We start from the raw sequence: 23830 nt of genomic DNA on the forward strand, positions 1-23830 counted from the left end.
GGATGGCTACCAAACAAAATGAAGCGAAAGCGTCTTATGTAGGGACTGGTAGGAAGCAGGTGGTCGAGCAGACATTTTGGCAGATTCCATCTTGGCGACTGACTGATCCACTTGCTCAAACTTTTATGCTTACAGAAGAGCGGTTTATTACCGCTGTTGATTTGTATTTGGGAACGAAGGACCCGGTTGCAGATTTAACCGTACAACTTCGCACAGTAGTGAATGGTTATCCTTCTATGACGATCTTATCTTCAGTCGCAATCAATTCTTCTCAGGTGAACGTATCCAATGATAGTAGTAGGGCAACAAAAGTAAGGTTTCCAGAGCCCATTTTACTACAGGCAAATACGGAGTATGCGATCGTGCTTCTGACGCCTTCTAGTCAATATAGAGCATTTGTAGCGCGAATGAGCGCACAAGACCTCCTGTCTAAGAAAACTGTTTCACGTCAGCCATATGACGTAGGTGTACTATTTTCAAGCTCCAACGGGTCGGCATGGACAGCACATCAAGACTCGGATTTGAAGTTTAAGCTTTATGGAGCCAAATTTATGAACGACGCAAAGCTTCAATTCAATCCTGTGACTGCCAACCAAGTGACTCAACTTGTCCTTTCCGCAAGTCAACTTGTACCTCGAAATTCGGCGCTGTTGTGGCAATACTCCATAGATGAGCGAAATTGGTATGCACTTGATGATCTGGATGTGACATGGTTAACACAGCCAACGAACAAGGTGCATGTGCGGGCTTTATTTAAGACATCTGGTTCGTCACCAGTCGTCCAGTCAAGTGTAAGTCTAATCCCGATGGCTTATAAAAAGAATGGCGTATATTTGAGTCGAGAAATTACAGCAACGGCCCCGTTTACGAAAGTTACTGTATACGTGGAGTTGAGTACACCAAGTGGTACGTCACAGAATGTTGAATATTCCATTGATGGTGGGAAGACGTGGACTGCTATGGGATCGGCAACCGAACAAACGCCTATTGATGACGAGTTTACGCGATTGAAGTTTGAACGCACTGTTTCATCCTCAACAAAGCTGAGGATTCGAATAAAGCAGAACACGACTGTGATGACAATAACTCCGAAAGCGCGGGCATTGATGGTGCATACCTCATAAGGATGTGACGTAGATGAAGAATCGTATATCTATCGATCCAAGCGCCCCTGACAGTCTTTTGACAGGGGCTAAAAAAATCAACGAAAACTTTGATCAGATAGATTCAAAAATAGAGCAATTTGAAACTGTAGCAAAGTCAGAGATAGCTCATTTGCATTGGAGGGCAGGTATTAATGAAAAAAACATTTTGGAAATGGCTCTTGAGTTGGAGACCGTAAAAGGTGCAGTTTTAAACGGGTTGACAAGCAATATTTATATTGAATCATTTATAGATGTAGAAGATGTCAACCTATTGAACGGGGGTACGAAGCATGACAGCACGAATAAGAAAGTGTACTTGGCATAGAAGGGGGGAATAACCTTGTCAATTATTACAAAAGCCTATGAAGCCTTGGGAGTTGGGATGGTAATATCAAACGCTGTTTTGAAAAAGGGTGACGTAGTAGTAACTTATGCTACTTCTGGGAGCACCGGGGTAGACGCAACTGCTACACTAAGCGCGGGAAATATGACTCAGAAGTATACCCACGCGTACAACACCGCTGGGGGTTCACCCGATTCAGTTTGTGCAAGAGTATATACCGTAGATAATGACGTAACAGCAAACGTTATGGTTGGCGGAAACAACCAGTCAGGTCAGGTTACAGTAATCTTCCGACACGCCCAAATTGTGGACTGGGATAGTACAGGCTATGCGACTGGTTCACCCGCCCAGTCTATTCCAACAGGGTATCCTACACCTGGTATGGGCGTTCTACTGGTAAATCGGTACAGTCCACCTTCAAACCCGCCCGACTATACTTGGCTAACGAATGGGTCAGCTTCCGTTGGTTACTTGGACAATATTTCGACCCAGTTGGCACAGCCTCCAGCATTATCACAAAACGGAGGGACTTATTCTTCGATTATGGCCCTTATGCTTGCACCAATGAATGCAGCCCCACACGTGCCCTCAATGAACCCCACAGGGACTCTTGCTGCTCCAGCAGTATTAGCCACGTTGACACCTACACTGAACTGGTCATTTTCTGACCCGGACGTTGGGAACAGCCAGAGGGCGCGACAACTGAAAATATACGACGGGGCAACACTTGTTTATGACAGTGGTAAAGTAGCCACCGGCAGCACGACTTTCACGTATCCATCCAGCGGGGTAACAGCTTTGCAGCCTGACAAAGTATACGGTTGGGAAGTCACAGTATGGGACAACCACGACGCCGCAAGCCCTTATGCTACTCGTCAATACTTTAAAACAACAAAAGCACCAACGGTAACGCCTAAGAGCCCGTTAGGGACAAGTGCCTTACCCTTAATGATAAGCCAAACGCCACGCGTACAATGGACATATGCCGACACTGAAAATCATGTGCAAAACTCCTTTCAGGTAAGGATAAAAAGAGCGTCTGACAACGGTATTGCCCACGAAAGCGGACCAATTATTTCTACGAATACGAATTACGACGTACCAGTTGGTGTACTTGCAGCAGGAGTAACGTACTACTGGGAGGTACAAGTAAGAGATTCGACCGGTATGGTTAGTGGTTTTTCGAAAGGTCAGTATTTCGTTATCAACGTACCCCCAGGTAAGCCGATACCCGATCATATTCCAGATATGCTGCGGGTAACGAAGAGGCCTGTTTTTGAGGCAACGATAAATGAGGACATAGAGTACGATACTCAGGCTTTCACTTTGCAGTTGGCGACTAACAGTGCGTTCACCCAGGACTTACAGGCACACACCAGCAATGTTGACGCTACGGGCTGGGAGGTATTCGACGGTAAAGCTTGGGAGTGGCAAGGTATTACGACAGGCAAGGTACGGCCAGCACAATTGGTTAAAGATGGGGGATTTGAAAGTCCTGCAGGTACCTATTGGAAGCCAATGCACAGTAGCCTCGCTGATGGGGAGTTCGCGGGAACAGACACAGCGATAAAACGCAGAGGGAACAGCGCACTAAAATTGGTAAGTAAAACGTCCAAATCAATAGGTTTTTACCAAGAGCTAAAAGGATGGAAACCCGGCGACGTTATTGTTGTAGAAGGCTATATGAAAATAACGCAACACAACAAGGGAAAATTGCAGATAGATATTATTACTGATACGGGATTAGATACGAGTACTATGTGGTACGACGCTACAATAAGTGGTTGGCTTAAATTTACTGAAACTATAACAATTCCAGCCAATACTACTTTAGTACAAATTCGGGCGTTTACTGACGAAACGGCAGACCTTACGGGGTATGTAGACGACATATCAGTAAAAATACAAGGCTTGAAAGATTATACGAAGGTACGCTACACGCCACAAGTTGACCTGGTAGAAGGAATGACGTACTACTGGCGTATGGCAGCCATTGACGGAACTACGGGTGCGTACTCCGAATGGACAGACGTACAGACCCTGCAAAATCTGCTGGGTACGGACGGGAACTGCCAAGATACCAGTAGATGGGTAGCGTACAATGCGACGCTGGAAGTAGATACGGCAAACAAACTGTACGGAACGGGTTGCATTAAACTTACTGCTACGGCAGCAGGCGCGCTAATGTACAAAGACATTACCAGTCTGGTAAAGAAGAACACCTACTACCTTATGATGCTGGAAGCGAAGAACTTCGATCTGGGAAGCATATTTATTAACCTTCAAACGATAGGCGGCGTATCAAGCGTAAGCGGAGGAACCATAACTGATAAAGTGTATAAACGCAGCTACGTACTGGTTAAGCCCGACGACCTAGCAGCCGCAACAACTGTAAAACTGTACGCGTATACTAGTGGTGGACTGAATGGCCGATACGCCTACATTGACGGGGTACGTATTTACGAAATCACGAAGGCCGAATACGACCTTATCCAGAGTGGAACTGACCCACGCTACAGCGGGGATATGCTGGCGGTCATGTACCCGTATGTCGATAATACGCAAACCATCCCACGAAAAACACGGATACGCTGCGGAACAACACTGGCATTACAAACAAAGCCGATCAAGACGACTGCCCCAGTAGGCCGTAGCATGTTTTCAAAGATTGTGACGCTGCCTTTTAACGTGCCAGCTGCGAAACGTGTAGAAGAAAACTACCCAAGCCTAGTATACAGTGGCACATGGCTGAACGTAGGACCACATAGCGGGTATAGCGGTTTGTACGGAAAGAGCAGCGGAGTAGCTGGCGAGTCCGTTGAGCTTTCGTTTTACGGAACAGGTATTCGTTGCTTTGGTTCACAGGCGCCGTATGCGGGGATTGCCCAGATATTTCTGGACGGCGTATTCGTTGGCGAAGTGGACTACTACAAGGCCGCGCCAGACGCTTTCCAGCAGCTTATGTACGAAAATGCGAACCTACCCTATGGCCCGCACAAAATCAAAGTAGTTGTAACAGGTAGACGTAACACGGAATCAGCTGGCTCGGCAGTTTACCTGGACTTCTTCGAAATCCTGGACACGAGGGCTCCTGCTGTCTTAACCGTCCAAGCCTCAAATAATGCGAATGATGTTACCCCGAATTGGGAAGATGTAACAGCAGCTTTCATTTCTGGTGAGCCATATTTTTTTACAAACAAGATTAAAACCGCACCTGACTGGGGCTTGGCGCTAAAGATTACGGTAGACGCAAAAGAGCGGCTAGGTCCGATAGAAATTGACGGTTTCGGGATCAGTTACGAATAGGAAGGTGCGAAGCCATGGGCAGACACTTAAAACAAACCGATTTGGCTCAACTGCGTGCAAGTGAGCAAGCAAAGGTAAATACAGAGCTCCAATCAGCTTATGAAGCGATAGCTGCATTACATGAGACTGTTGAGGTATTACAAAAAGAAGTTCAAACATTAAAAGGGGGTGAAAAATGATGGTGGTAAAATATATGATTCCGGTTTATGCCTACTTAGTAAAATGCGGCTGGTCACTAGAACCGACTGGGATGGAAGCAGAAAAAGTAATTCCGGAACCCTACCGCTTACCTGTTGCTGAACACTTAGTTACAACACAAACAACTTAACGCCTTCTCTCAAAGAGCGAAGGTGTTTTTTTATGGGGAGCTGCTCCTTCTCCTTTGAGACTTTCCCGGAACCCAGAGCGTCTTATCTTTTAAGAATGAATCAGGGGAGGACATTACATGAATGGTGATATTGGATTCACATGGGACTGGGGAAGTTTTCTTTGGTTAATCATTTTCGTATGGCTGCCAGTGAGTGTAGTCACTTATCTTCTCATACGAACATGGTTCAAGAAAAAAATGAGCGAACTAGAGAAACGAATCGAGAAACTTGAACAAGAAGGTTCAACAAAATAAGGATTTCATAGGGGAGCTGCTAACGCGGCTCCTTTAATTTTTGCCCCGTGGGGGTGAGGAGAAGATGAGCTGATGAAATTTCTTCAAAGCCTAGAAAACGTAGCAACCCCAGCAAACGCTTGGGCGACAACAGCGGGTGCAATCGTGTCGCCCGTTTTTCATTATCTATATGGAACGAACCGCCAAGACATCCTGATTGTGCTCTTTTTCATGATTGTTTTGGATTGGATCACAGGCATTTCCGCAGCAAAAAAAGATCAATCCTACTCATCTGATTATGGGTTGTCCAGAATCCCACGCACAATGTTCCTCTTTGCTCTACCAGCCTTAGCCAATCTCTTAGATCGCGTCATGGGCACGCCAGGCTTTTTGTTTTATGGAGTAACGTTCGGTCTCATTTACCATACGTGGACGAGCCTGACCGCAAATGCACATCGAGCTGGCTGGCCTATGCCAAGGTCAGTTGAAAAATTGGTAGGATCGGAAATCAAAGCGAAAGCAGAGCGAGCTGCTAGAAAGGAGAACAAGTAAACATGAATATTACTATCTCGGGTGCGCGCGTGATCGATGTTCGCACCTCTTTGCCACGCCACAAAACACTAAAGTATGGACGGCGTAAGCTGACTGACATCCGATCGGCAGCCATTCACCATTCTGCTACATTGAGCGGATCGCCAGAGGCGTTCGCACGATACCATGTGGTCACGAACGGCTGGCCGGGCATTGCCTATCATTTTGTGATCCAAAAAGACGGAACGATTTACTGGTGTAACGATCCAGAGGCAATCTCCTACCATGTCGGTAACAGCAACCGTCATGCGTTAGGCATATGCCTTGTCGGGGACTTCCGGACACAGAAACCGACGCCTGAGCAACTTGATGCCGCCAATCGCCTGATCCAGCACTTACAGGAACAAATCCCATCCATGAAGCAGGTGTTTGGTCACCAGGAGTACCCCGGCTACGCTTGGAAAAACTGTCCTGCATTCCCGATGGGCACATTCCGAACAAATTACTCACAATTTTTGCAAAAAGCTGTGGGTAAAGTGGATAAGCCAAAGCAAGTCCCGGTTGCAATTATGCTGAACGGGCAACTGCTTGCGGTAACGGGCTTTTTGCAGGAAGGCGTTTCTATGCTGCCAGTCCGTGCAGTTGCCAATGCTGCCGGTGGAAAAGTGGAGTGGATTGAACAGACGAAGGATGTTCGTGTTAACGGTAAAGACCTAAACGAAAAGCTCATTGCGGGATCGGCATATGCTCCAGCTCGTGAGTTAGCTGCCGCACTTTGTCTACAGGTTGAGTGGGATGGAAGTACAAATACAGTAATATTGAGAGGATGAGATTCATGGATAAAACAAACAAGAAGAAACAGGGAATTTTGATGATCATAGGGGGAACTCTTGCAATTGTAGGAGCAGGGTACGGGCTACTCTCAGAAGAGCAAGTCCAGAAACTCCAAAAGGCTTTTGAATTGGTTCTATCTGCATTTTAGAAGCGAAACCCCTCCTTCTGGTTAATGGGGGAGGGACTTTTATCCATAAAACAGGTTGGGGAAATTCCCTGATCTTTACACCTCAGATGGTGGCTTGCATAGTATAGTGTCGATGTGAAACCCAAAATGATTAGGAGGTTTGATACTCCGATGAACAATAACTGCTGGAGACCCCCACCACGCGGTTGTCAATCTATTTTTCCCCCAAGATGCACTTGTCCCCCTGGTCCTCCTGGTCCCACCGGACCACAAGGTGTTACTGGCCCCCCTGGTCCAGGGTGTATAGATCCTCCACCCGTAGCAACTCAAATTGTTTACGTAAATAAGGGCGGGAATGATGTAACTGGTGATGGCACGGAATGCAATCCCTTTTTAACTGTGACAAGGGCGATGGCTTTCATTGTAGACGCTTCACCGACAAAACGATATGCCATTTCTATAGGACCAGGAACCTTCACAGAACCACTTATTCACTTAAAGGCAAACGTCCAATTAATTGGAACAAGTACCTTATTAACCAGACTTGCTATCCCATTCGATATTAATGACCCATCCTGGAATGGAAACCTAAATGTTGATAATCGTTCTGGCTTTGTGGATTTATCGTTATTGACAGCGCCACTTGATTTTAACTTTACAACCAATGCAATTACCCCTTCTACGGGTCGATTGTTCTTTGTAAGTATCAATTTTACTCCAACACCAGTATTTACTGGGAATAGCACTTTTCTTAGTCAGATTAATATCCGTGACTCCCAGTTATTTGGTGGCTATACGCAGAATGGTGCAAATGTCACAATGTTCGCTTCATATGTTGGAGGTGTTCCTCTACCGTTACCCCAACCCGTCATCACCATAAATTCTATCGTTCCATACGATACTCAAGTACATCTAATTGGTGGAGGGACAGATGGCGATGTAGTAGTGAATGTAGCAAATGGAACCGTTCCAATCGATCCATTCGACCTCTTAAGTTTCGCTATTAAAGGCAGTTTGATTGTGAACGGTGTAGCAGGTGTTTCTACTAGAATTAGGGCTACAGTCGACTCGATTCCGATTAGAAGCAGAGTGACTTTAATAGGAAATTCAGCGATAGAAAAATTGGATGATGCTGCTGGCTTAGGTTACACCCCTGCCAATCCCGCTGATTGGTCATTGGGACCTGTTCCGACAACAGTTCAAGAAGCATTGGATAGGATTGCTGCCAACATAGCCCCAGTGTGAATTTAGCTGATGAAAGAGAAAATAAATACAAAAATTAAATCCTCCCGTAGAGAAATTTGCAGGAGGATTTTTTTATTTGCATGTTCGCCCATGTTCACAGGCTACGAATGTCCATTAATCCATAAGTAAGAAGGGAGCCCTTAGAGTCCGGGGAGGGTTAATTCTTTTTTTGTAACTATTTTCTGTAGTATCAGTACTTAAATTACTTTTCTAAACTTGATAATAAAATCAACAAAAAATGTTGACTAAATTAACAAGCTTATGTAAGATGATGGTAGACAAGAATTTTGAAATAGGAAGGAGGAACGATTCATGGTTACTCCATTTGGTAAGTTTTGTAGAAAACTCAGAATTGACAATGAGGAGCTATTAAAAGACATGGCTGATAAGTTAGGTGTAACATCTTCGTATTTATCGGCTGTGGAAAACGGCAAGAGAAGTGTTCCTCAAAATTGGCTACAAGACATCTCTAAAACATACCGACTTAATGACACACAAAGTTCTGATCTGCAAAGAGCAATTGATGAATCACAGACAGTTCTTAAATTTGAATTGAAGGAGCTTTCAATTGAAAAAAAGGACTTGTTAATGGCATTCGCAAGAGAACATAAGAGATTAGACACCTCAGACCTGAATAAAATTCTTAAAATTCTCCAAGGGAAGGATGAGGTGAGCGAATGAGTGGTACTTTCACTGCTACACCTCATTCAAGGAACAAAATAAGGGAAATAACGAATGTCATAAGGTCTGCTTTCGGACTAATGAACGTAAAGCATTTCCCAATTGTTCAATTAATTGAAATAGGGCTTCCCCAAGTTTTTGATAGATTCAACTTGGAGATAGTAGACAACAAAGAACTACCTACTCAGTATGCTGTTGCTTACCCGGGCGAGAACCTTATAGTAGTAAGGGAAGAGGTTTATGAAGGGGCTATTTCAGGAGTTGCTAGAGATCGTTTTACTTTGGCCCATGAGGTCGGACATTTTATGTTACATCAACCAGCAAATATATCACTCGCAAGAAATGAAAAAGCCATCCCTTCATACATAAATCCAGAGTGGCAGGCAAATACATTTGCTGGTGAATTACTTGCTCCACCACATATTATAAAAGGGCTTACTGTACCTGAAATAACACTTATGTGTGGTGTTTCTAAAACAGTAGCTGAAATACAACTGCAAAGTATTTGATGGAAGGAGTTCTTAACCGTGGATAAAAAAAATAGCCGTGGCACTTGTAGAGAGCCAACGGCAGTGTAGAATTACCTCACTGTGACCAGTGAAGCCGCTCTACAATTAACGTACAAAAATAATCGCAACGTAATTGTAGCATATGCTGGTGCTCTCTTCAAGGTTAAACTGAGAGGAGAGATTTCAATATGACATACAATGGACAAAAACTAAAGTGGTCTGAGTATCACCAATCATACGGAATTTTCCGAGCATGGCGCAAGCACCCAAAGTCCCAACAAATTTTATGGGCTAGAGCTTATGGGAAAAAAGCATGGTTTATTCCAATTGAAGAACTAGAAAAAGAAGAAGAGTCCGCATAATAAATATGGAGACCCGTGCGGCTCGGGTTTCCAATTAATAATCTTGGATGGTGATAACATGAGTTTTTTAGAAACATTCCAGCATCGTTTGGGATTAACTGTATTTACATTGGTTTCACTCTTTGTAGGTGCATTTACTCAGTATTACTATCAAGTCGTCACAGCACCTACATTGACATCGTTCATAAACGTGATCATTAAAAGCAAAAACAACGATGAATTGCTGCTTACATGGGGACTTAATTTGTTATCAGGTGTTCTTCTTGGCTCAGCGGGTTTTTTGTGGGCAAAAGAGACTGTAGTTGGTAATTTCTATTACGATACATCAGAAGTATCAGCACGTATAGTTTGTGCAGTTCTAGGAATCCTTTGCTTGGGATATGCGGCGTATTTCATTAGCTTCATATTTACTAGCTTACTAGGAATTGTAATAGCGACTGCTATAGTTGGTTTTTTTCTGTGGTCCAACAACAGGAAGTAATAGGTTAAACACGAAACCCTTCTCCCTTGAAATGCACCCCTTAAAGTAGACATTGGAAAAACCCCCGAGGTTTTACTGATTAACTTTAGGGGGTGCATTTCACTAATGAAAAGGGCTTTAAAATTAAGGGGAAGGTGAGAGTGCGTAACTTTACATTCACTTACATAAATTTACATTACCGGGATATCAAGCAAGTAAGCTGGATTATTTAGTAAAATGGATACAGTAGATCGGGACGTGCCAGTGTGAATCTGGCACGTTTATTTTTTGTTCGAAAAACGAACGTATGATCTTGTTTTTGGTTTTGTGGTTGCGAAACTCTTAGAAAGTAGGTGAGCGTTTGACGAAAGAGGAATGCAGAACAATTTTGCGACGCATTGCCTGGAACCTGAACTATCGAGAAAGAAAGAGGCTTCGTAATGAATGCCCGATTCTGGACGATTTTGGCAGGCAGCTGGGCACGGTTAATCACGGCGGAAGCCTTTATGTTGAAGAGTTGTTACGGCAACTATCCAATGAAAAAGAGAGGCACGTTATACGTAAGATCGTCTTAGAAGGCTTCACAGCAAAAGAGGTCGGAGAAAGCTTACAAATGGGGGAAAGGGGAGTGAATCAATGCAAAAACCGGAGCTTGAAGAAACTACAACAGTACTTGATCAAGCATTCAGTCTAATGGTCGAGCAAGCAAAAAATGGAAATAACGAGGCGTTACTCAAAGTTTTGGAGGAAATGCAACCTGAAATTGACTCCCTAGCTGGTTTTCTTAAGCTCCCGAAAGAAGAGGGAATTCATGAGATTACGACACGGTTTATTGAGCAAATCAGGGGATGAAAAATTATTCGCATTCTTTTCGTGAAAGTTGTTCCGTTTTGTGCCTGTTTTTTTCCTAGATAGGTGAAAGCGACAATGACCGGTCAAACACTGTTGCTTATCCATTACCCATAAAAGGAGAAATGAAGCATGGCGAAAGGCATTGATTACGCAGGTAAGAATAACTCAACAAAAAGCAATTTGAGAGCAATTAAGGATGAGGGGTACAAATTTATCGGACGTTATTATGGTGAGTCGGATTGGAAGCGCCTGACCAAAGAAGAGGCAAGGCTCATTTCTGATGCTGGATTAAATATTGTAGCTGTTTATCAGAATGGCGGACGAGATATCGATGAGTTTACGTATACTAACGGGAAAAAGGCTTGCAGGAGCGCCATTCGTCAAGCAGAGGAAGCTGGTCAGCCATATGATACTCCGATTTATTTTGCAGTAGACATGCAGATTGATAGTAACAGTGAATTCGAAGCGATTGATGATTACTTTAGAGGCATAGTAAAGGAAATGAAGAATTACAAGCAAGATAATAATGGTGATGGTTTTAAAATTGGGGTATATGGAAGTTACTATGTTGTGAAGTACATTGACGAAAAGGTAAGCGGAGTCACCTATTTATGGCAGTGTAAAGCATGGAGTGGTGGTGAAGATTACAAGAATCGTGACTTGTACCAATATAGTATTGATAAGCCTTTAAAACTAAATAACGGAAACACCATCTACGTAGATTTCTGCGAATCAACTGGAAGTGCGGGTGGATTCCAAGTAGATTAAAAATTATCCCAACGGATTTCTTCTCGAATCCGTTGGGATTTCCTTTATTTTATGAGAGGTTTTAGAAATGTAGCAACTTCCTCAGCAGATTTTGTAAATTCATTTTTCTTCCCATTCACTTTTTCACTAATCATAATAAAGGTAGTGTCCTGCTGGAAGTATAGTCCTGATGAAGCTCCTTCGATATTATCTTTATGGTTAGAGAAGGATATCCATTTGGCCGTAATGTCGTTGTTTATTTTTGTGTCTTTCTCTTCGATAATAGCACCATCCAATAAAACTTCTCCTGGTGACTCTTGAACCTTCAGGTAGGTTTCTTCGTTTTCATTGGAAAAAAGTAAACTGAAATACATTACCTGATCACCTGTTACGATTTTCTCTAGCTTTTGCCCTTTTCTTACGAAAGAGGGTACAAAGACTTTTTCCACCCCTACTTTTTCCGCAGCTTCAAAAATCTCTATTTTCTGCTGATCTGTTAATGTAAGTGCCTCAAATCCTTCAGGGATAGCCTGATTCGTTGCAGTTTGACTTTCTTGTGTACAACCTGAGATGAAGACGATGCAACTGAGCAGAAAAACAAGGAAATACCTTATCATGTTCATTCCTCCAATCTTGATTTTGATTAATGAAGTTATCTATGTGTCTTATGTGAACATAGTGTTTTTACGAAGCCCTCCTTCGGAATTCGGGGAGGGCATTTGGTGTTTATGAAAGCCAAATAGTTTTTTACGATGATTGAAGGAGGAAATTTTATGTCCTTCTTTTAAGCAGTATAACGTACATAGGTTTACTTTGTATCGACCGATTTCATGTCGATCATCTCCAAAATTTCATCGTAAGTCATTTTTTTGATTACATTATAGTCAAGTGCTCTAAGTATAAAGTCACGACGTAATCGTTCTTGTTCATTTTTGGGTTCAGGAAGATTTTCTCCTGTAGCTATAGTGTTAAAACGAGGATTAAAAGTTTCCATGTAGTCGTCTGCGTTAAGTTCAACCCATACTTCTTTGGTTGTACCGTCTTTTAGTGTTAGAAGGTAACTTGCTTTCACGAGATAACCGTCATTATTGGGGTTTCTCTCAGCCATAATATTTTTAATACTAACTTCTTTTGCGGGAAGTGTGCCTTGTTTCTGCATATCTAAGTATGTTGCAAGCTCTTTATGGGTTGTAGATAATTCGCTCCTTACTCGCTCTTTTTCGTCTGGACGTAAATTCCAAGTGAGATAAAAATATGTATTCCATAGATCCTCTTCATTCTTTTGTGTAAATAAATGATGCCATTCGATTGCTAGTATTTCTGTCATTCGACTTAAGGTAGAGTCGTGGTTTTCTAATCGATCAAGAATTTCCAGCTTTTTAGTATAGTCTGCTGGCGAAGTGTGAGGACTTTCCTGTTTTGATACTGCATTGCTAGTAGTCGAACAGCCAACTATCGAAACGGCAGAAAGCAAAAGGAATAAATTTAACTTTTTGTACACTCAAATTACCACCTTTTTACATATTTATTATCTAAATTAATTGAAAATTTGACAAATAAACATTATAATCATATTGGCAATAATATACCACAAAATGGAAGGAATGGAAATATGAGAAAAGTAAAGGTAGGTATTCTTGGTTTAGCTCTCGCAGTATCAGCTGTAGTTAGTGCTGGCAATGGAACAGCTTACGCAGAAGGGATAAATCCATACGACGATTTTAACTGGCGCTGGGTTACTACTGATAGTGAATTAAGTAGGGGATATTCTAAGAGTCATAAAGGAATGGATATTGCAGTAAATAAAGAGCCAGTATACAGTCCACAAAGAGGAACCGTATTAAGTGCAGGTTATTGGACAAGTGCAGGCAATTATGTGGCAATTGAAACAAGAGACAAGGACCCTGACACGAATACTAAGCTAGTAATTAGGTTCCTCCATTTAAAATCCAAATCTGTATCTACAGGTGATTCTGTAAGCAAAGGAGAAGAAATTGCGGTATCAGGAAATACTGGTACAGATAGTACTGGTCCTCATTTGCATATCGATATAAATAATGAAGGGGAGTATGATGGGAAGTACATTGATTATTCAAATTCAATTGATCCTAAATACTTCTGGCCTCACTATTTTGATGCCCCTACTTTTGCGCCACATGAAGAGCATCAAACCGAAGCGCATCAAACGGAAGATGAATTATTACGTAAATTTGATAGTGAAGAATACTTTTTTGAAGACACCCTTATAAATTATGTAGGGGAAGAAGAATTTATGAAGTGGATTAATTCACAACCGTTGGAAGATCAAACAGTACCAAATTTTAAAAAGGCATTTAATATCTCCGATGAAAAAGAAAAGAAATTAAAGCAACAAGCTAGGGAATAGCCGCAGAAATTAGATAACCCAATGTCAAATGACAACCCGTCCCTGTTTTGAGGGGACGGGTTTCTTTACTAATACCTATACTACTGCTTTTCCCACTTGCCATTTTCCAATACGAACTCTATCGCTTTGCTTGTCCCGTCCGCGTACTGTCTCAGTACATACAGACTCTTGCCCGACTCGTGTAGATGGATTTGGGGCATTGAGTCCCCTACTTGAAGGCTACTGGCTCGGGTCAGCTCGTGTACCTCGTCGAATAGACCGCTGTCCATTTCGAAAACCTTTTGTTTATCGATTAGGGAGTATTCAGACAGATCGATACCCGTATCTTGAGAGATTTCATTAGCTTGTTGGATTAAAATGTTTTCGAATGCTTTGGCGGCTTGTGCTTGTTCCGCGCTCTCTACCTTGACCACTTCGTCTTCTTCTTGCGACGCAAACGACCAGTCGCTCGGCTTATACGTGACAAAATCGTCTGTTTGCTTATAATCGGTTCTGTTACCTTTTACGGATTCCGTATGATCGGTTAAGAGTTTATACGTGATCTGCGGCCCGTGAATCTCAGTGTAAGTACCCGACGCTTTAGCGCCACCCTCTGCACCATCCACCACTTTACCGCCCGCATACAAGGAAGTCTCCGTGTAAAGAGAAGCGTTTGAGACGTTGTTCAACGTGGTAGCGTTAAATCGCAGCGTGTAATCGTCTTCTGTAGAACTTTTGATAGTGACGTAAGATTCAGCCTTAGTGATTTTTGCCGACGCGCTGTTTCCGACAAGCAGCAGCGCACCGATACTCATGAGGACAAACGTAGCCTTTTTGTACATTATTTTACACCCTCCCATTAAATTTTAGTAACCTACCAATCGGGGTCTGCGGTGGTAATGATGGCTCTTTTCCAATCTGGTTCAGCGTTTTGCGGGACGCTAACAAAGGTGAACAGAAGGACAAAAGCTGCAAGACCAGACAACCATTTTTTCACAGTCTGTACCTCCCCTATTAAATGGATTCAAGCAGTGTTTTGCGACAACTACCAGTCCGGTTCGGCCCCATACCATATGACTAGGTGTTCCGGTTGACTTAGTGACATTGACGGAATTGCTGTGACGAGGAAAGCAAACGCGAGTATGAGTAGCTTCTTTTTCACGAGCAGCACCTCCTATTCCTTTATGCCCTCATTATGGCAGAACCTCTCAATTATTTCCATGTTTTCGAAAGAAAAAGCCCTTTGTTGCAGCCGATGATGTTTTAGGAAGAGTCCCACGCCCTCTATAACTTTGTCGGACGCCCCTAGCTGTCGGTAGTAGCTGATACTTTGCAGAAGGCTCTCGAACCCGTCCTCAACGTGTCCAATTGCGAGCTGACATACCCCTTTGCGCTTGTAGTATCGCGCAGCCTGTTTGATCCGGTACGGGTGAGCGAGGATGTCCGAAGGTAAAAACTGATTTTCAGAGTCGATCAGCTCTTTTATTAGGGCATCATTTCCACTCTCTAAGTAGACTTCTAAAAGATCGCTGACAATGGTCACGCGGCTGTCCTTCCCTGCTTCTGCGAGACACTGTTCGTAGAGTCTCATTGCATCCTCGTGCTGTCCCTGTTTCGCGTGCAGAAGCGCTCGCAGATGATTCTTTCGATAGTCTGCGTATTCGCTCTTTTCATACTCTTTTAGATACAGCTCGGCTAGGATCAGATCGCCCAGACTCAAGTATGAATTGACAATTGAAATGAAGGCCGAGGCTTTGGGCTTATTGTCCGTACCGTCTTCGCGAATCCCTTTCCCGCAAAATTCGATACTCTCCCCGTAGTAGCCTAAGATATACGCGTGTGTCCCTATACGATAGTAAAAGGTAATGCGGTCAATCGGCAGTAGCAGATCGGTGTAGTGCAGCAATTCCTTTCCTCTGCGGTAGGTTTCCTCAAACCGCGAAAAGTCGTCCCTTTCGAGCATGTAGCGATCATAGAGGCTCTTTCCGAGATATAAAGGGACGCCGTGCTTCCTCGCGTAATCAATAATCACCTCGTGCAAGGCCAGTATAACGGCTCGATCATTCGCGTCGTTTGTCGCCTGTAAAAGGTGATCCAGCGCTAGAAAAGTGTCCATTTTCGGCGTTTCCAGTAGCTTTAAAGCCACCTGTTGAACCACTGGCGGGTAATTAAGCTCAATCGCCTCTTTCAGGAGTATTTGAAGTGTCGCAGGTCTTTCCGTGGTGCCTAGATACGAGGTGATTACATCGACATACGGAATTTCGAGAGTACTTGCAATCTTTTTCCATTGGGAAAACCCTGGTCGCTTTGTTTCCCCTGACTCGATCTTGGAAAGTGCTGCCTTGCTAATGTCTGTACGCTCTGCAAGCTCACTCCACGATATATTTTTCCGTTGTCGGTAGGCATGGAGTAATTCTCCGATTTCTGTAGACATTGGATGCCCCCTAAAAAAATTTATCGTTTTTTATTTTTTTAATGATATCACACACACACGCATTTGGTAATAGTTCCCTTGGAAAAAATTGAAAAATGAATAGATAAGTGGCGCAATGAAGTAGTGAACAAGTTTTTCACCAAGGAAGAACGCGCAAAATACATTGAAAAATTTGTGAAGGCGGAGTAAAAAAAGAAAGCCCTAGAACATAATTTCTAGGACTCTCTTCGTGACCATATTTTGACCATATTTCTATCAGAAAGTATCTTAAATAAACGGAGTCTAAGTTGTAAATCTTCCTATTAATATGCGGAAACCTTAACGGATCGATACCAACAATGAAAGAAACAAAGAAATCGTTTCATATATAGAAATTGAGGATATCAATGTTGCCAGGGTGGCAATGATTACCGGGAAAGTAACATTGGAGTCTTCAACTAATCGGAAACGATCGTACCGTGATGAAGATGTTTTTCACTACACCTTTACAGCTCCCGAAATAAAAGAAAGAGCGATGAAAGTAAGCGATCCAGTCAGCATTGTAGATACAAATTTTTGGCGGACTGTAAGCACGTTATTAGCAACATGGCCCAATGGGAAAACCGATGCAGACCATAAGGTAGGAAAAGAATTTTTGCTTAACAAAAAGGGGATCGAATATCCTAAGTATAGAGACGCTCATAGTAGAATAAAAATGTTTGAGCCTGATGAAGCAGACCTCGCTTGGCTTCCTAAATCCCAGCGAGAACAAAGAGATCCAGGAGTTAGGAAGGAATATATTAAATGGTATGAGAATAAGTATGGTGTACCAAATTTTAATTGGAGCGATGTAGATATTCACCATATTATTCCATTGGCCTATGGTGGGTACAATGACTTCGACAACTTGATTCCATTACCAGAGGATTTTCATAGGCAGGAAGTTACCCCTTGGTGGGCATCTTATGGTAAGTACGTACCAGATGGAGATGACTACTAAAGCAGGAAAGGAGATCTGCTTTTGGAAGGAAATATTTGCTTAATGGCACTAGAGGGATTGAAAAGTCGGCTTGATAAAGACAACACACTGTTGGTGCAAAATCCAGGAGGGGATGTGTTTCAAGCTGTTTTTTCATTTAATACTCCCGCAACTGATTCTGAGATAGAAAAATTCTCAAGAGTTACAGGATGGAGCATACCAGTAGATTTCCAAAAATTCATACAAATACACAATGGAGCTAGGCTCTTCCGGGACATAAAATATGGAGGTGGATATGAGCTATTAAGCCTAGAGAAAATTATACACAATCATCTTGATTATATGCCTAAACATTGGTATCCAATCTCTGTGAGCAATGGTGACTATATCTTTATTGATTCAAATCGTGTAAAAGAAGGAAACGCGCATTATTTAGTTCGCTTTGATCACGATGATGATGTTGTTCCAGAAAATGGTTCAACTATGAAGATGAATTTTGAAACTTGGTTGGAAAGATTAATCATTGCTCAAGGAACAGAGTTTTGGACTTGGTAAGTGGAAATAAAGAAGGGGCTGTCTCACGATTGAGAGACACCCCCCTTTTTAATATCGAAACCCGTAATACATCAACGTTTCTGAGGTACTTATCTAGTTTTTTAGTTGTTTCGTCAGCTGTGACAGCTCCGCTGGTTTTGTTAACGTGGGAATTTCGCGTTTTGCTGACGGCACCATAGTTAATTACATGATCGCTAAGGTCTTACCGAACAAATTTCGCATTTGGTTGGCGGTCCTCTTACCAAAAAGTTCCTTAGCGTATATTTTCGTTAAAATGTTGGCGCTCCCCCTTATATAAATAGTTCTTCTTGTGGAGGTTGTATAGGGCGTTGTCTTTGTTGCCATAATGATAAAAATCATCTTCGAGAGGAACAAGAACCTATGTACTTTTTTTCTCGTTTTTACAAAAAATACCTCCCGCAAAAAAGAATAAAAATGGGAAAAATGAGTCAAATTCACGAGGAAACGGCTGAAGATCGTCTCATTAGCATCGAATTATTTCAGAATATCAAAGAAATAAAGCAAAAATTCCCAGCATCTCCCGATTTAGTCATTCACCAATTTACAACTGGTTTAAAGCAGACACAGGTTGCCCTGGTCTATCTTGACGGGTTAACAGATAAAAATTCACTGAATAATAACATTTTGCGTCCGATGATGTACGACTCCAGAGAAGTAAATGAAACTCCGTTACCAACGATCAGCAGTTGTCGTACGGTTTCAACTTGGCGTGATGTGGAAAACGCTATCTTGCAGGGAGAAAGTGTGCTTTTTTTTGAAGGGCAGGTTGAAGCTCGGGTTTTCGATACAACAGGTTGGCCGCAACGTTCCATTGAAGACCCACAGTTGGAAAGCTCGTTAAAAGGGGCGCATCAAGGATTTGTTGAGACAGGCGTGCAAAATATAGCCCTGCTTCGAAGATATATTCCAAATCTCGAACTACGTATCAAGGAACATATAGTAGGTCGTCGGGGAAAAACGAAAGTCTGGATCATGTATTTAGAAGACATTGCGCATCCAGAAGTTCTTAAAGAACTAGAAAAACGAATAGAACAAATTGATATTGATGCTGTGATCAATACGGGGGAACTCGCCGAATACATCGAGGATAATCGGTATTCACCTTTCCCGCAATTCATCTTGACAGAGCGTCCGGATTCAGCAGTTTCCCAGTTATTACAAGGCCGCTTTGTCGTTGTCGTTGATCGTTCCCCCAGCGTAATCATTGCACCAGCCACGTTTACCTCTTTCTTCCAAAGTGTGGACGATTACAGCATGCGTTGGCTAATCGCCTCGTTTATTCGTCTACTTCGTTTTGTGGCTTTCATGATCGCCTTGCTTTTGCCGGCCGTCTACATCGCCTTCCTCTCCTTTAATTACGAGGTTGTACCGCTTCAATTGTTCCTATCGATAGCCGAGTCAAGGGCACGAGTACCGTTTCCTCCGCTGTTGGAAGCCATGATGATGGAAATCATGCTGGAAATGATGCGAGAAGCTGGAATCCGGCTTCCTGCTCCCGTTGGACAAACAATCGGTATCGTGGGTGGCATCGTTGTCGGCCAAGCAGCCGTACAAGCAGGTATAGTCAGCAACATCATGGTTATTGTAGTGGCCTCTACTGCTATCGCTTCGTTCATTCTACCCAGCTACGATATGGGAACAGCTGTCAGACTGCTGCGCTTTCCAATGATGCTGATGGCTTCACTGTTTGGAATTATTGGGATCGTCATCGGCTTTATGACTTTACTTGCCCATTTAGTCGCCTTGGAATCTCTTGGGACTTCATACGGTAGTCCTCTAGCTCCATTCCGTTGGCAAGACATGAGAGATACGTTCGTTCGGTTCCCATTATGGTCAATGTTTCGACGCCCGGAAAGTACCAGAGCGATCCAAGAGATCAGGATGGGCCGAAAACGGTCAAAGGAGAAGCATTCGTGAGTAAATATGCTATAAACGGAATCACCTTGATGCAATACATTCTTCTAATCCATGCTTCTCAAGTGGGGACCGGAATATTCTCGCTTCCGAGGCAGTTAGCTGAAACAAGTGGAACGGATGGATGGATGACAGTTTTGTTAGCTTGGATTATCAATTGTTTGGCGGGATGGATCATGCTGCTGACACTTAGAAAGTATCCGGACTTCACGCTTTTAGACTTGTTGTCCCACTTATTCGGGAAATGGTTGGGGAAACTGTTATCCCTCGCTTTGATTATCTACTTCGCTTGTGTTGGCTTGGTCATCATGGTCAATTCGATGCTCTACATCAAGTCATGGTTTATGCCGAACACGCCAGCTTATTTGGTGGTGCTTCTGTTCGCTATTCCTAGTTATCTTGTTGTTCGCAATGGTTTACGTGTACAAGCTCGATATATTGAGTTGGTCTTTTACATGACGATGTGGATGCCGCTTTTTATGTTGATTCCAATAGGGGGAGGGAATACGCTTTTTCTGCTTCCCTTTCTCAAGGAAGGATGGTTACCAGTGTTGCAAGGATTGCCGAAAACGATTTTCGCTTACGCCGGTTTCGAGATCCTCTATATTATTTATCCATTTCTGCAAAAAAAGAAATACGCCATACACGGATTTTTAATCGGGAATACACTAACGATGCTTTATTATTTGTTTGTTACCATCGTTTGTTTTATTTTTTATACACCTGACGGAATCACAACCTTAAATCAACCGGTGCTGAGCTTGCTAAAGAATATCGAGTTTCGCTTTCTAGAGCGATTCGATATGATTTTTCTGGCGATTTATTTACTGGTGGTGTCAAAATCCTGGATCACCTTCATTTCCTGTGCGGTTTTCTCTACCGCTCAAATATTTAAGAAACAAGATCACAGCATTTTCAGTGGCATCTATTTTTTGTTTGCTGTCGCGTCTGTTTATATCATGAACCCTACATGGAATCAAAGTGAGGAATGGACAAAGCTGCTAAGCAAGGCGGCATTTGGTGTCATGTACATGCTTCCTGTTGTTCTTTATCTCTATGTCCGAGGTCTTCAAATGGTGCGGAGGGGAAAAACTGGATGAAAAAGCTGTTGTTTGCACTCTTATCTCTGACTCTTTTTACGACAGGATGCATGGACAAGATGAATATCGAAGATGTATCCCTGTCGCTCTTGATTGGTATTGACCTCGATGAAAATAACAACCTCATCTTTTCGACATCAAGCCCTGTATTTAGCCCGGAAGCAAAAATCAAGGAGGAAGTTTACATATCGCCAGCGATAACGATGCGGGAATCGCGGGAAGAAGACGACAAAACCTTTATGGCGCTGACAGTCGGCGGTAAAGTTCAGGCAATTTTGGTCGGGAAACGTGTGATGCTACACAAGGGCTGGTTAAAGTTGTTGGAGCCTTTACTCCGCGACCCAAAAAACTCGATCACAGGAAGAATCGTGATGGTGGACGGGAACGCATACGATGTGATTCGTTATTTGCCAAAAGATAAACCACGCCTCCCCCTTTACTTGACAAAACTGATTGATACCGCTCACCTTCGCAATATATGTGCGAAAACAACCCTGCAAGATTTGCGTCGGGCTACATACGAGAGCGGAATCACCGCAAATGTAACCGAGATAAAAAAGGAGAAGAGGCTATTTGTAACCGGAACCGCGCTGCTTGGTGAGGAAGGCGAGTACAAGTTCTCCCTCGCTCCCACGGAGAACAAGCTACTCCGCATTTTGCAGCATGACACCAAAGGGGAGTTTTCTTTTACATTTAAAAACCCTAACCAACCCGTCGGGGAGATTTTTCCGGCGACTGCCTACAGTTTTTCGACCAGTGGCATTTCCGTCAAAACAAAAACCGATTATGTGTCGGACAAGTTCAAGTTTGACATTAACGTACAAATGAGAGTGGCTCTAACCGAACGGCTTTTCAAATTGGATATCAGAAAAGAAGCGAAAAAATTGGAGCAAGAGATCGAACAGGAAATGACGAAACGAATGAAGAAGCTTATTCACAAGATTCAAACAGCTAAAATTGACCCTATCGGGCTCGGAATATACGCTCGTGCTTATGAGTATGAACATTGGAAACCAGTGAAGGAACGGTGGGGAGAAACATTAGCGAAAGCAGATGTGAAAGTAAGCGTAAAAGTAATTATTGCAGGTATGGGAATCAGTAAATAATCGGTTTTTATCATTGGGCAATTAGAAAAAAAGCTCATCACTCAAAATATAAAAACAGGTACCGCGGAGAACAGTGGTCAGCGGTATCTGAACATACTCTTGTCAAGTAGACAGATTTAAAAAGAGCTCCATAAAGTTATTAAGTGCTTTGTTTCCCCCTAATACATTAACAAGGATAGAGTCGGTGATTCCTATAAATGGGGAAAACCGGCTTTTTTCGTATAAAAAGTTCCAACCGTACAAGTTTCGCATTTGGCTGGCGGTACCACATTATAGGATGGCGAAATTTTCCAATAGCAGAAATATGCTGATTTGCACCGCCTAGTAGCCAACCCGTTCCTAACTTAAGAAACGGTTATTTACTTTCATTGTTTTCAAGTTAGTGGCTGATTGGACGTATTGAAAGAATGTGATAGACTATTTCAAGTTAGATAACAAAAATGAACGAGGTGTATATAAATGGGCTTTGCTACAGGGATTGTAGGTCTTCCTAATGTAGGAAAATCGACATTGTTTAATGCTATTACACAAGCGGGCGCTGAATCGGCTAACTACCCGTTCTGTACGATTGACCCGAACGTAGGGATCGTAGAGGTACCAGATCCGCGTCTGGAAAAGCTGACGCAGATCGTTGTACCAAACAAGGTAGTTCCAACTGCGTTTGAATTCGTAGACATTGCAGGCTTGGTAAAAGGCGCGAGCAGAGGCGAAGGACTTGGCAACCAATTCCTTGGACACATCCGTGAAGTGGACGCGATTGCCCATGTTGTCCGTTGCTTTGAAGATGAGAACATTACTCACGTAGCAGGTCGTGTCGATCCTTTGAGCGATATCGAGACAATCAACCTGGAGCTGATTTTTGCTGACCTGGACTCTGTTGATCGTCGTATTGACCGCATTGCACGCAAAGTGAAGTCCGGCGACAAGGAATCCAAACAAGAGCTGGACGTGCTGGAGAAATTGAAAGCAGCATTTGAAGAGGGGCAATCTGCTCGCAGTGTAGAACTTGATGACGAAGAGCGCAAATGGATTCGCGATTTGCATCTGCTGACAATCAAGCCAATGCTGTACGTGTGCAACGTAGCGGAAGATGGCATTAACGATGCAGACAGCAACCCGCATGTGCAAACAGTTCGCCAGCATGCAGCGAGTGAAGGCGCAGAAGTGGTTGTTATCAGTGCGAAAGTAGAAGCAGAAATTGCTGAGCTCGAGGGCGAAGACAAAGAAATGTTTTTGGAAGAATTGGGACTTTCTGAGTCTGGTCTCGACCGTTTGATTCGTGCTGCTTACAAGCTGCTGGGATTGGTAACATACTTCACAGCCGGTGTACAAGAAGTACGCGCTTGGACCATCCGTCAGGGTACAAAGGCTCCAGGAGCGGCAGGCGTGATTCATACGGATTTTGAGCGCGGCTTCATTCGTGCGGAAGTGATTGCGTATGATGACCTGGTAGATGCTGGTTCTGTGGCAGCAGCCAGAGATCGCGGGAAGTACCGTCTTGAAGGGAAAGAGTACGTAGTGGCAGATGGAGATGTTATGCATTTCCGCTTCAACGTTTAGTACGAAATTCTTGATTCGGCATAGGCGTTTTGCTATAATACGATAATGCGAGTATTTATGGAGTGCATGTATTG

29 protein-coding genes are annotated in these 23830 nt (G+C 43.1%); 24 read left to right on the plus strand and 5 right to left on the minus strand.

Annotated elements, in window-relative coordinates:
* Positions 1 to 2 precede the first annotated feature (2 nt).
* The 17 genes from M3630_RS16395 (at position 3) to M3630_RS16470 (ending at position 11764) form a co-directional block, all read left to right on the plus strand.
* Complete coding sequence (locus tag M3630_RS16395; protein WP_251252759.1) at positions 3 to 1124, plus strand: hypothetical protein; 1122 nt, start codon at positions 3 to 5, stop codon at positions 1122 to 1124.
* A gap of 13 nt (positions 1125 to 1137) precedes the next feature.
* A complete protein-coding gene (locus M3630_RS16400) occupies positions 1138 to 1470 on the plus strand; it encodes a hypothetical protein (RefSeq protein ID WP_251252760.1) in 333 nt (110 codons plus the stop codon).
* 15 nt (positions 1471 to 1485) lie between these two features.
* Positions 1486 to 4794 carry a glycoside hydrolase family 78 protein gene (locus M3630_RS16405; protein WP_251252761.1) on the plus strand — a complete coding sequence of 1103 codons (3309 nt, stop codon included), beginning with the start codon at positions 1486 to 1488 and terminating at the stop codon, positions 4792 to 4794.
* Positions 4795 to 4808: 14 nt separating this feature from the next.
* A complete protein-coding gene (locus M3630_RS16410; protein ID WP_162630255.1) occupies positions 4809 to 4973 on the plus strand; it encodes a hypothetical protein in 165 nt (54 codons plus the stop codon).
* Positions 4970 to 5122 (plus strand): CD1375 family protein, encoded by a 153-nt coding sequence (locus M3630_RS16415; protein WP_251252762.1) that lies wholly within the window; start codon positions 4970 to 4972, stop codon positions 5120 to 5122. Before M3630_RS16410 ends, M3630_RS16415 begins: the two co-directional genes overlap by 4 nt.
* Before the next feature lie 117 nt (positions 5123 to 5239).
* Entirely contained in the window at positions 5240 to 5416 is a 177-nt protein-coding gene (locus M3630_RS16420; protein WP_164724554.1) for a hypothetical protein, read from the plus strand.
* A 72-nt stretch (positions 5417 to 5488) separates the two neighbouring features.
* Positions 5489 to 5947 (plus strand): phage holin family protein, encoded by a 459-nt coding sequence (locus tag M3630_RS16425; protein WP_251252763.1) that lies wholly within the window; start codon positions 5489 to 5491, stop codon positions 5945 to 5947.
* A gap of 2 nt (positions 5948 to 5949) precedes the next feature.
* The gene (locus M3630_RS16430) at positions 5950 to 6756 is read left to right on the plus strand and encodes an N-acetylmuramoyl-L-alanine amidase (RefSeq protein ID WP_251252764.1); all 807 of its coding nucleotides are present in this window, start codon (positions 5950 to 5952) and stop codon (positions 6754 to 6756) included.
* 5 nt (positions 6757 to 6761) lie between these two features.
* The gene (locus M3630_RS16435; RefSeq protein ID WP_251252765.1) at positions 6762 to 6908 is read left to right on the plus strand and encodes a hypothetical protein; all 147 of its coding nucleotides are present in this window, start codon (positions 6762 to 6764) and stop codon (positions 6906 to 6908) included.
* Between the two features lie 390 nt (positions 6909 to 7298).
* Complete coding sequence (locus tag M3630_RS16440; RefSeq protein WP_353057239.1) at positions 7299 to 8132, plus strand: exosporium leader peptide; 834 nt, start codon at positions 7299 to 7301, stop codon at positions 8130 to 8132.
* Positions 8133 to 8444: 312 nt separating this feature from the next.
* Complete coding sequence (locus M3630_RS16445; protein ID WP_197242581.1) at positions 8445 to 8813, plus strand: helix-turn-helix domain-containing protein; 369 nt, start codon at positions 8445 to 8447, stop codon at positions 8811 to 8813.
* On the plus strand, positions 8810 to 9322 hold the full coding sequence (locus tag M3630_RS16450; RefSeq protein ID WP_197242585.1) for an ImmA/IrrE family metallo-endopeptidase: 513 nt from the start codon (positions 8810 to 8812) through the stop codon (positions 9320 to 9322). Before M3630_RS16445 ends, M3630_RS16450 begins: the two co-directional genes overlap by 4 nt.
* A 188-nt stretch (positions 9323 to 9510) precedes the next feature.
* A complete protein-coding gene (locus M3630_RS16455) occupies positions 9511 to 9684 on the plus strand; it encodes a hypothetical protein (RefSeq protein WP_197242588.1) in 174 nt (57 codons plus the stop codon).
* Between the two features lie 58 nt (positions 9685 to 9742).
* A complete protein-coding gene (locus M3630_RS16460) occupies positions 9743 to 10165 on the plus strand; it encodes a hypothetical protein (protein ID WP_197242591.1) in 423 nt (140 codons plus the stop codon).
* A gap of 496 nt (positions 10166 to 10661) precedes the next feature.
* Positions 10662 to 10838 (plus strand): sigma factor-like helix-turn-helix DNA-binding protein, encoded by a 177-nt coding sequence (locus M3630_RS31185; RefSeq protein ID WP_353057244.1) that lies wholly within the window; start codon positions 10662 to 10664, stop codon positions 10836 to 10838.
* Positions 10781 to 10996, plus strand: coding sequence for a hypothetical protein (locus M3630_RS16465; protein WP_197238132.1), 216 nt, complete (start codon positions 10781 to 10783; stop codon positions 10994 to 10996). Before M3630_RS31185 ends, M3630_RS16465 begins: the two co-directional genes overlap by 58 nt.
* Positions 10997 to 11125: 129 nt before the next feature.
* Complete coding sequence (locus tag M3630_RS16470; protein WP_197238131.1) at positions 11126 to 11764, plus strand: DUF1906 domain-containing protein; 639 nt, start codon at positions 11126 to 11128, stop codon at positions 11762 to 11764.
* A 44-nt stretch (positions 11765 to 11808) separates the two neighbouring features.
* On the opposite strand, the gene M3630_RS16475 is transcribed toward M3630_RS16470, so the two are convergent.
* Together M3630_RS16475 and M3630_RS16480 are read right to left on the minus strand one after the other, a co-directional pair.
* The gene (locus tag M3630_RS16475; RefSeq protein ID WP_251252766.1) at positions 11809 to 12360 is read right to left on the minus strand and encodes a hypothetical protein; all 552 of its coding nucleotides are present in this window, start codon (positions 12358 to 12360) and stop codon (positions 11809 to 11811) included.
* Between the two features lie 191 nt (positions 12361 to 12551).
* Positions 12552 to 13244: a hypothetical protein gene (locus tag M3630_RS16480; protein ID WP_251252767.1), complete on the minus strand. Its 693-nt coding sequence runs from the start codon at positions 13242 to 13244 to the stop codon at positions 12552 to 12554.
* Positions 13245 to 13355: 111 nt separating this feature from the next.
* Between M3630_RS16480 and M3630_RS16485 the strand changes: the two genes are divergently transcribed.
* A complete protein-coding gene (locus M3630_RS16485) occupies positions 13356 to 14129 on the plus strand; it encodes a M23 family metallopeptidase (RefSeq protein ID WP_251252768.1) in 774 nt (257 codons plus the stop codon).
* A gap of 80 nt (positions 14130 to 14209) precedes the next feature.
* Here the strand turns inward: M3630_RS16485 and M3630_RS16490 are convergent, their stop codons facing one another.
* The 3 genes from M3630_RS16490 to M3630_RS16495 form a co-directional block, all read right to left on the minus strand.
* Complete coding sequence (locus M3630_RS16490; protein WP_251252769.1) at positions 14210 to 14950, minus strand: hypothetical protein; 741 nt, start codon at positions 14948 to 14950, stop codon at positions 14210 to 14212.
* Between the two features lie 32 nt (positions 14951 to 14982).
* Positions 14983 to 15105: a hypothetical protein gene (locus M3630_RS30960; protein ID WP_269149391.1), complete on the minus strand. Its 123-nt coding sequence runs from the start codon at positions 15103 to 15105 to the stop codon at positions 14983 to 14985.
* Between the two features lie 177 nt (positions 15106 to 15282).
* Positions 15283 to 16542 carry a helix-turn-helix domain-containing protein gene (locus M3630_RS16495; protein WP_251252770.1) on the minus strand — a complete coding sequence of 420 codons (1260 nt, stop codon included), beginning with the start codon at positions 16540 to 16542 and terminating at the stop codon, positions 15283 to 15285.
* 403 nt (positions 16543 to 16945) lie between these two features.
* Between M3630_RS16495 and M3630_RS16500 the strand changes: the two genes are divergently transcribed.
* From M3630_RS16500 to ychF, 6 genes are all read left to right on the plus strand, one after another.
* On the plus strand, positions 16946 to 17521 hold the full coding sequence (locus M3630_RS16500) for a hypothetical protein (protein WP_251252771.1): 576 nt from the start codon (positions 16946 to 16948) through the stop codon (positions 17519 to 17521).
* Positions 17522 to 17542: 21 nt separating this feature from the next.
* On the plus strand, positions 17543 to 18055 hold the full coding sequence (locus M3630_RS16505) for an SMI1/KNR4 family protein (RefSeq protein ID WP_251252772.1): 513 nt from the start codon (positions 17543 to 17545) through the stop codon (positions 18053 to 18055).
* Positions 18056 to 18490: 435 nt separating this feature from the next.
* Entirely contained in the window at positions 18491 to 19993 is a 1503-nt protein-coding gene (locus M3630_RS16510) for a spore germination protein (RefSeq protein WP_483298470.1), read from the plus strand.
* A complete protein-coding gene (locus M3630_RS16515; protein ID WP_251252774.1) occupies positions 19990 to 21090 on the plus strand; it encodes a GerAB/ArcD/ProY family transporter in 1101 nt (366 codons plus the stop codon). The genes M3630_RS16510 and M3630_RS16515 overlap by 4 nt, the downstream gene beginning before the upstream one ends.
* Complete coding sequence (locus M3630_RS16520) at positions 21087 to 22196, plus strand: Ger(x)C family spore germination protein (RefSeq protein WP_251252775.1); 1110 nt, start codon at positions 21087 to 21089, stop codon at positions 22194 to 22196. Before M3630_RS16515 ends, M3630_RS16520 begins: the two co-directional genes overlap by 4 nt.
* A gap of 459 nt (positions 22197 to 22655) precedes the next feature.
* A complete protein-coding gene (gene ychF / locus M3630_RS16525; RefSeq protein WP_251252776.1) occupies positions 22656 to 23756 on the plus strand; it encodes a redox-regulated ATPase YchF in 1101 nt (366 codons plus the stop codon).
* Positions 23757 to 23830 lie beyond the last annotated feature (74 nt).

The sequence above is a fragment of the Brevibacillus sp. MER 51 genome (assembly GCF_023714195.1).
Classification (GTDB): Bacteria; Bacillota; Bacilli; order Brevibacillales; family Brevibacillaceae; genus Brevibacillus.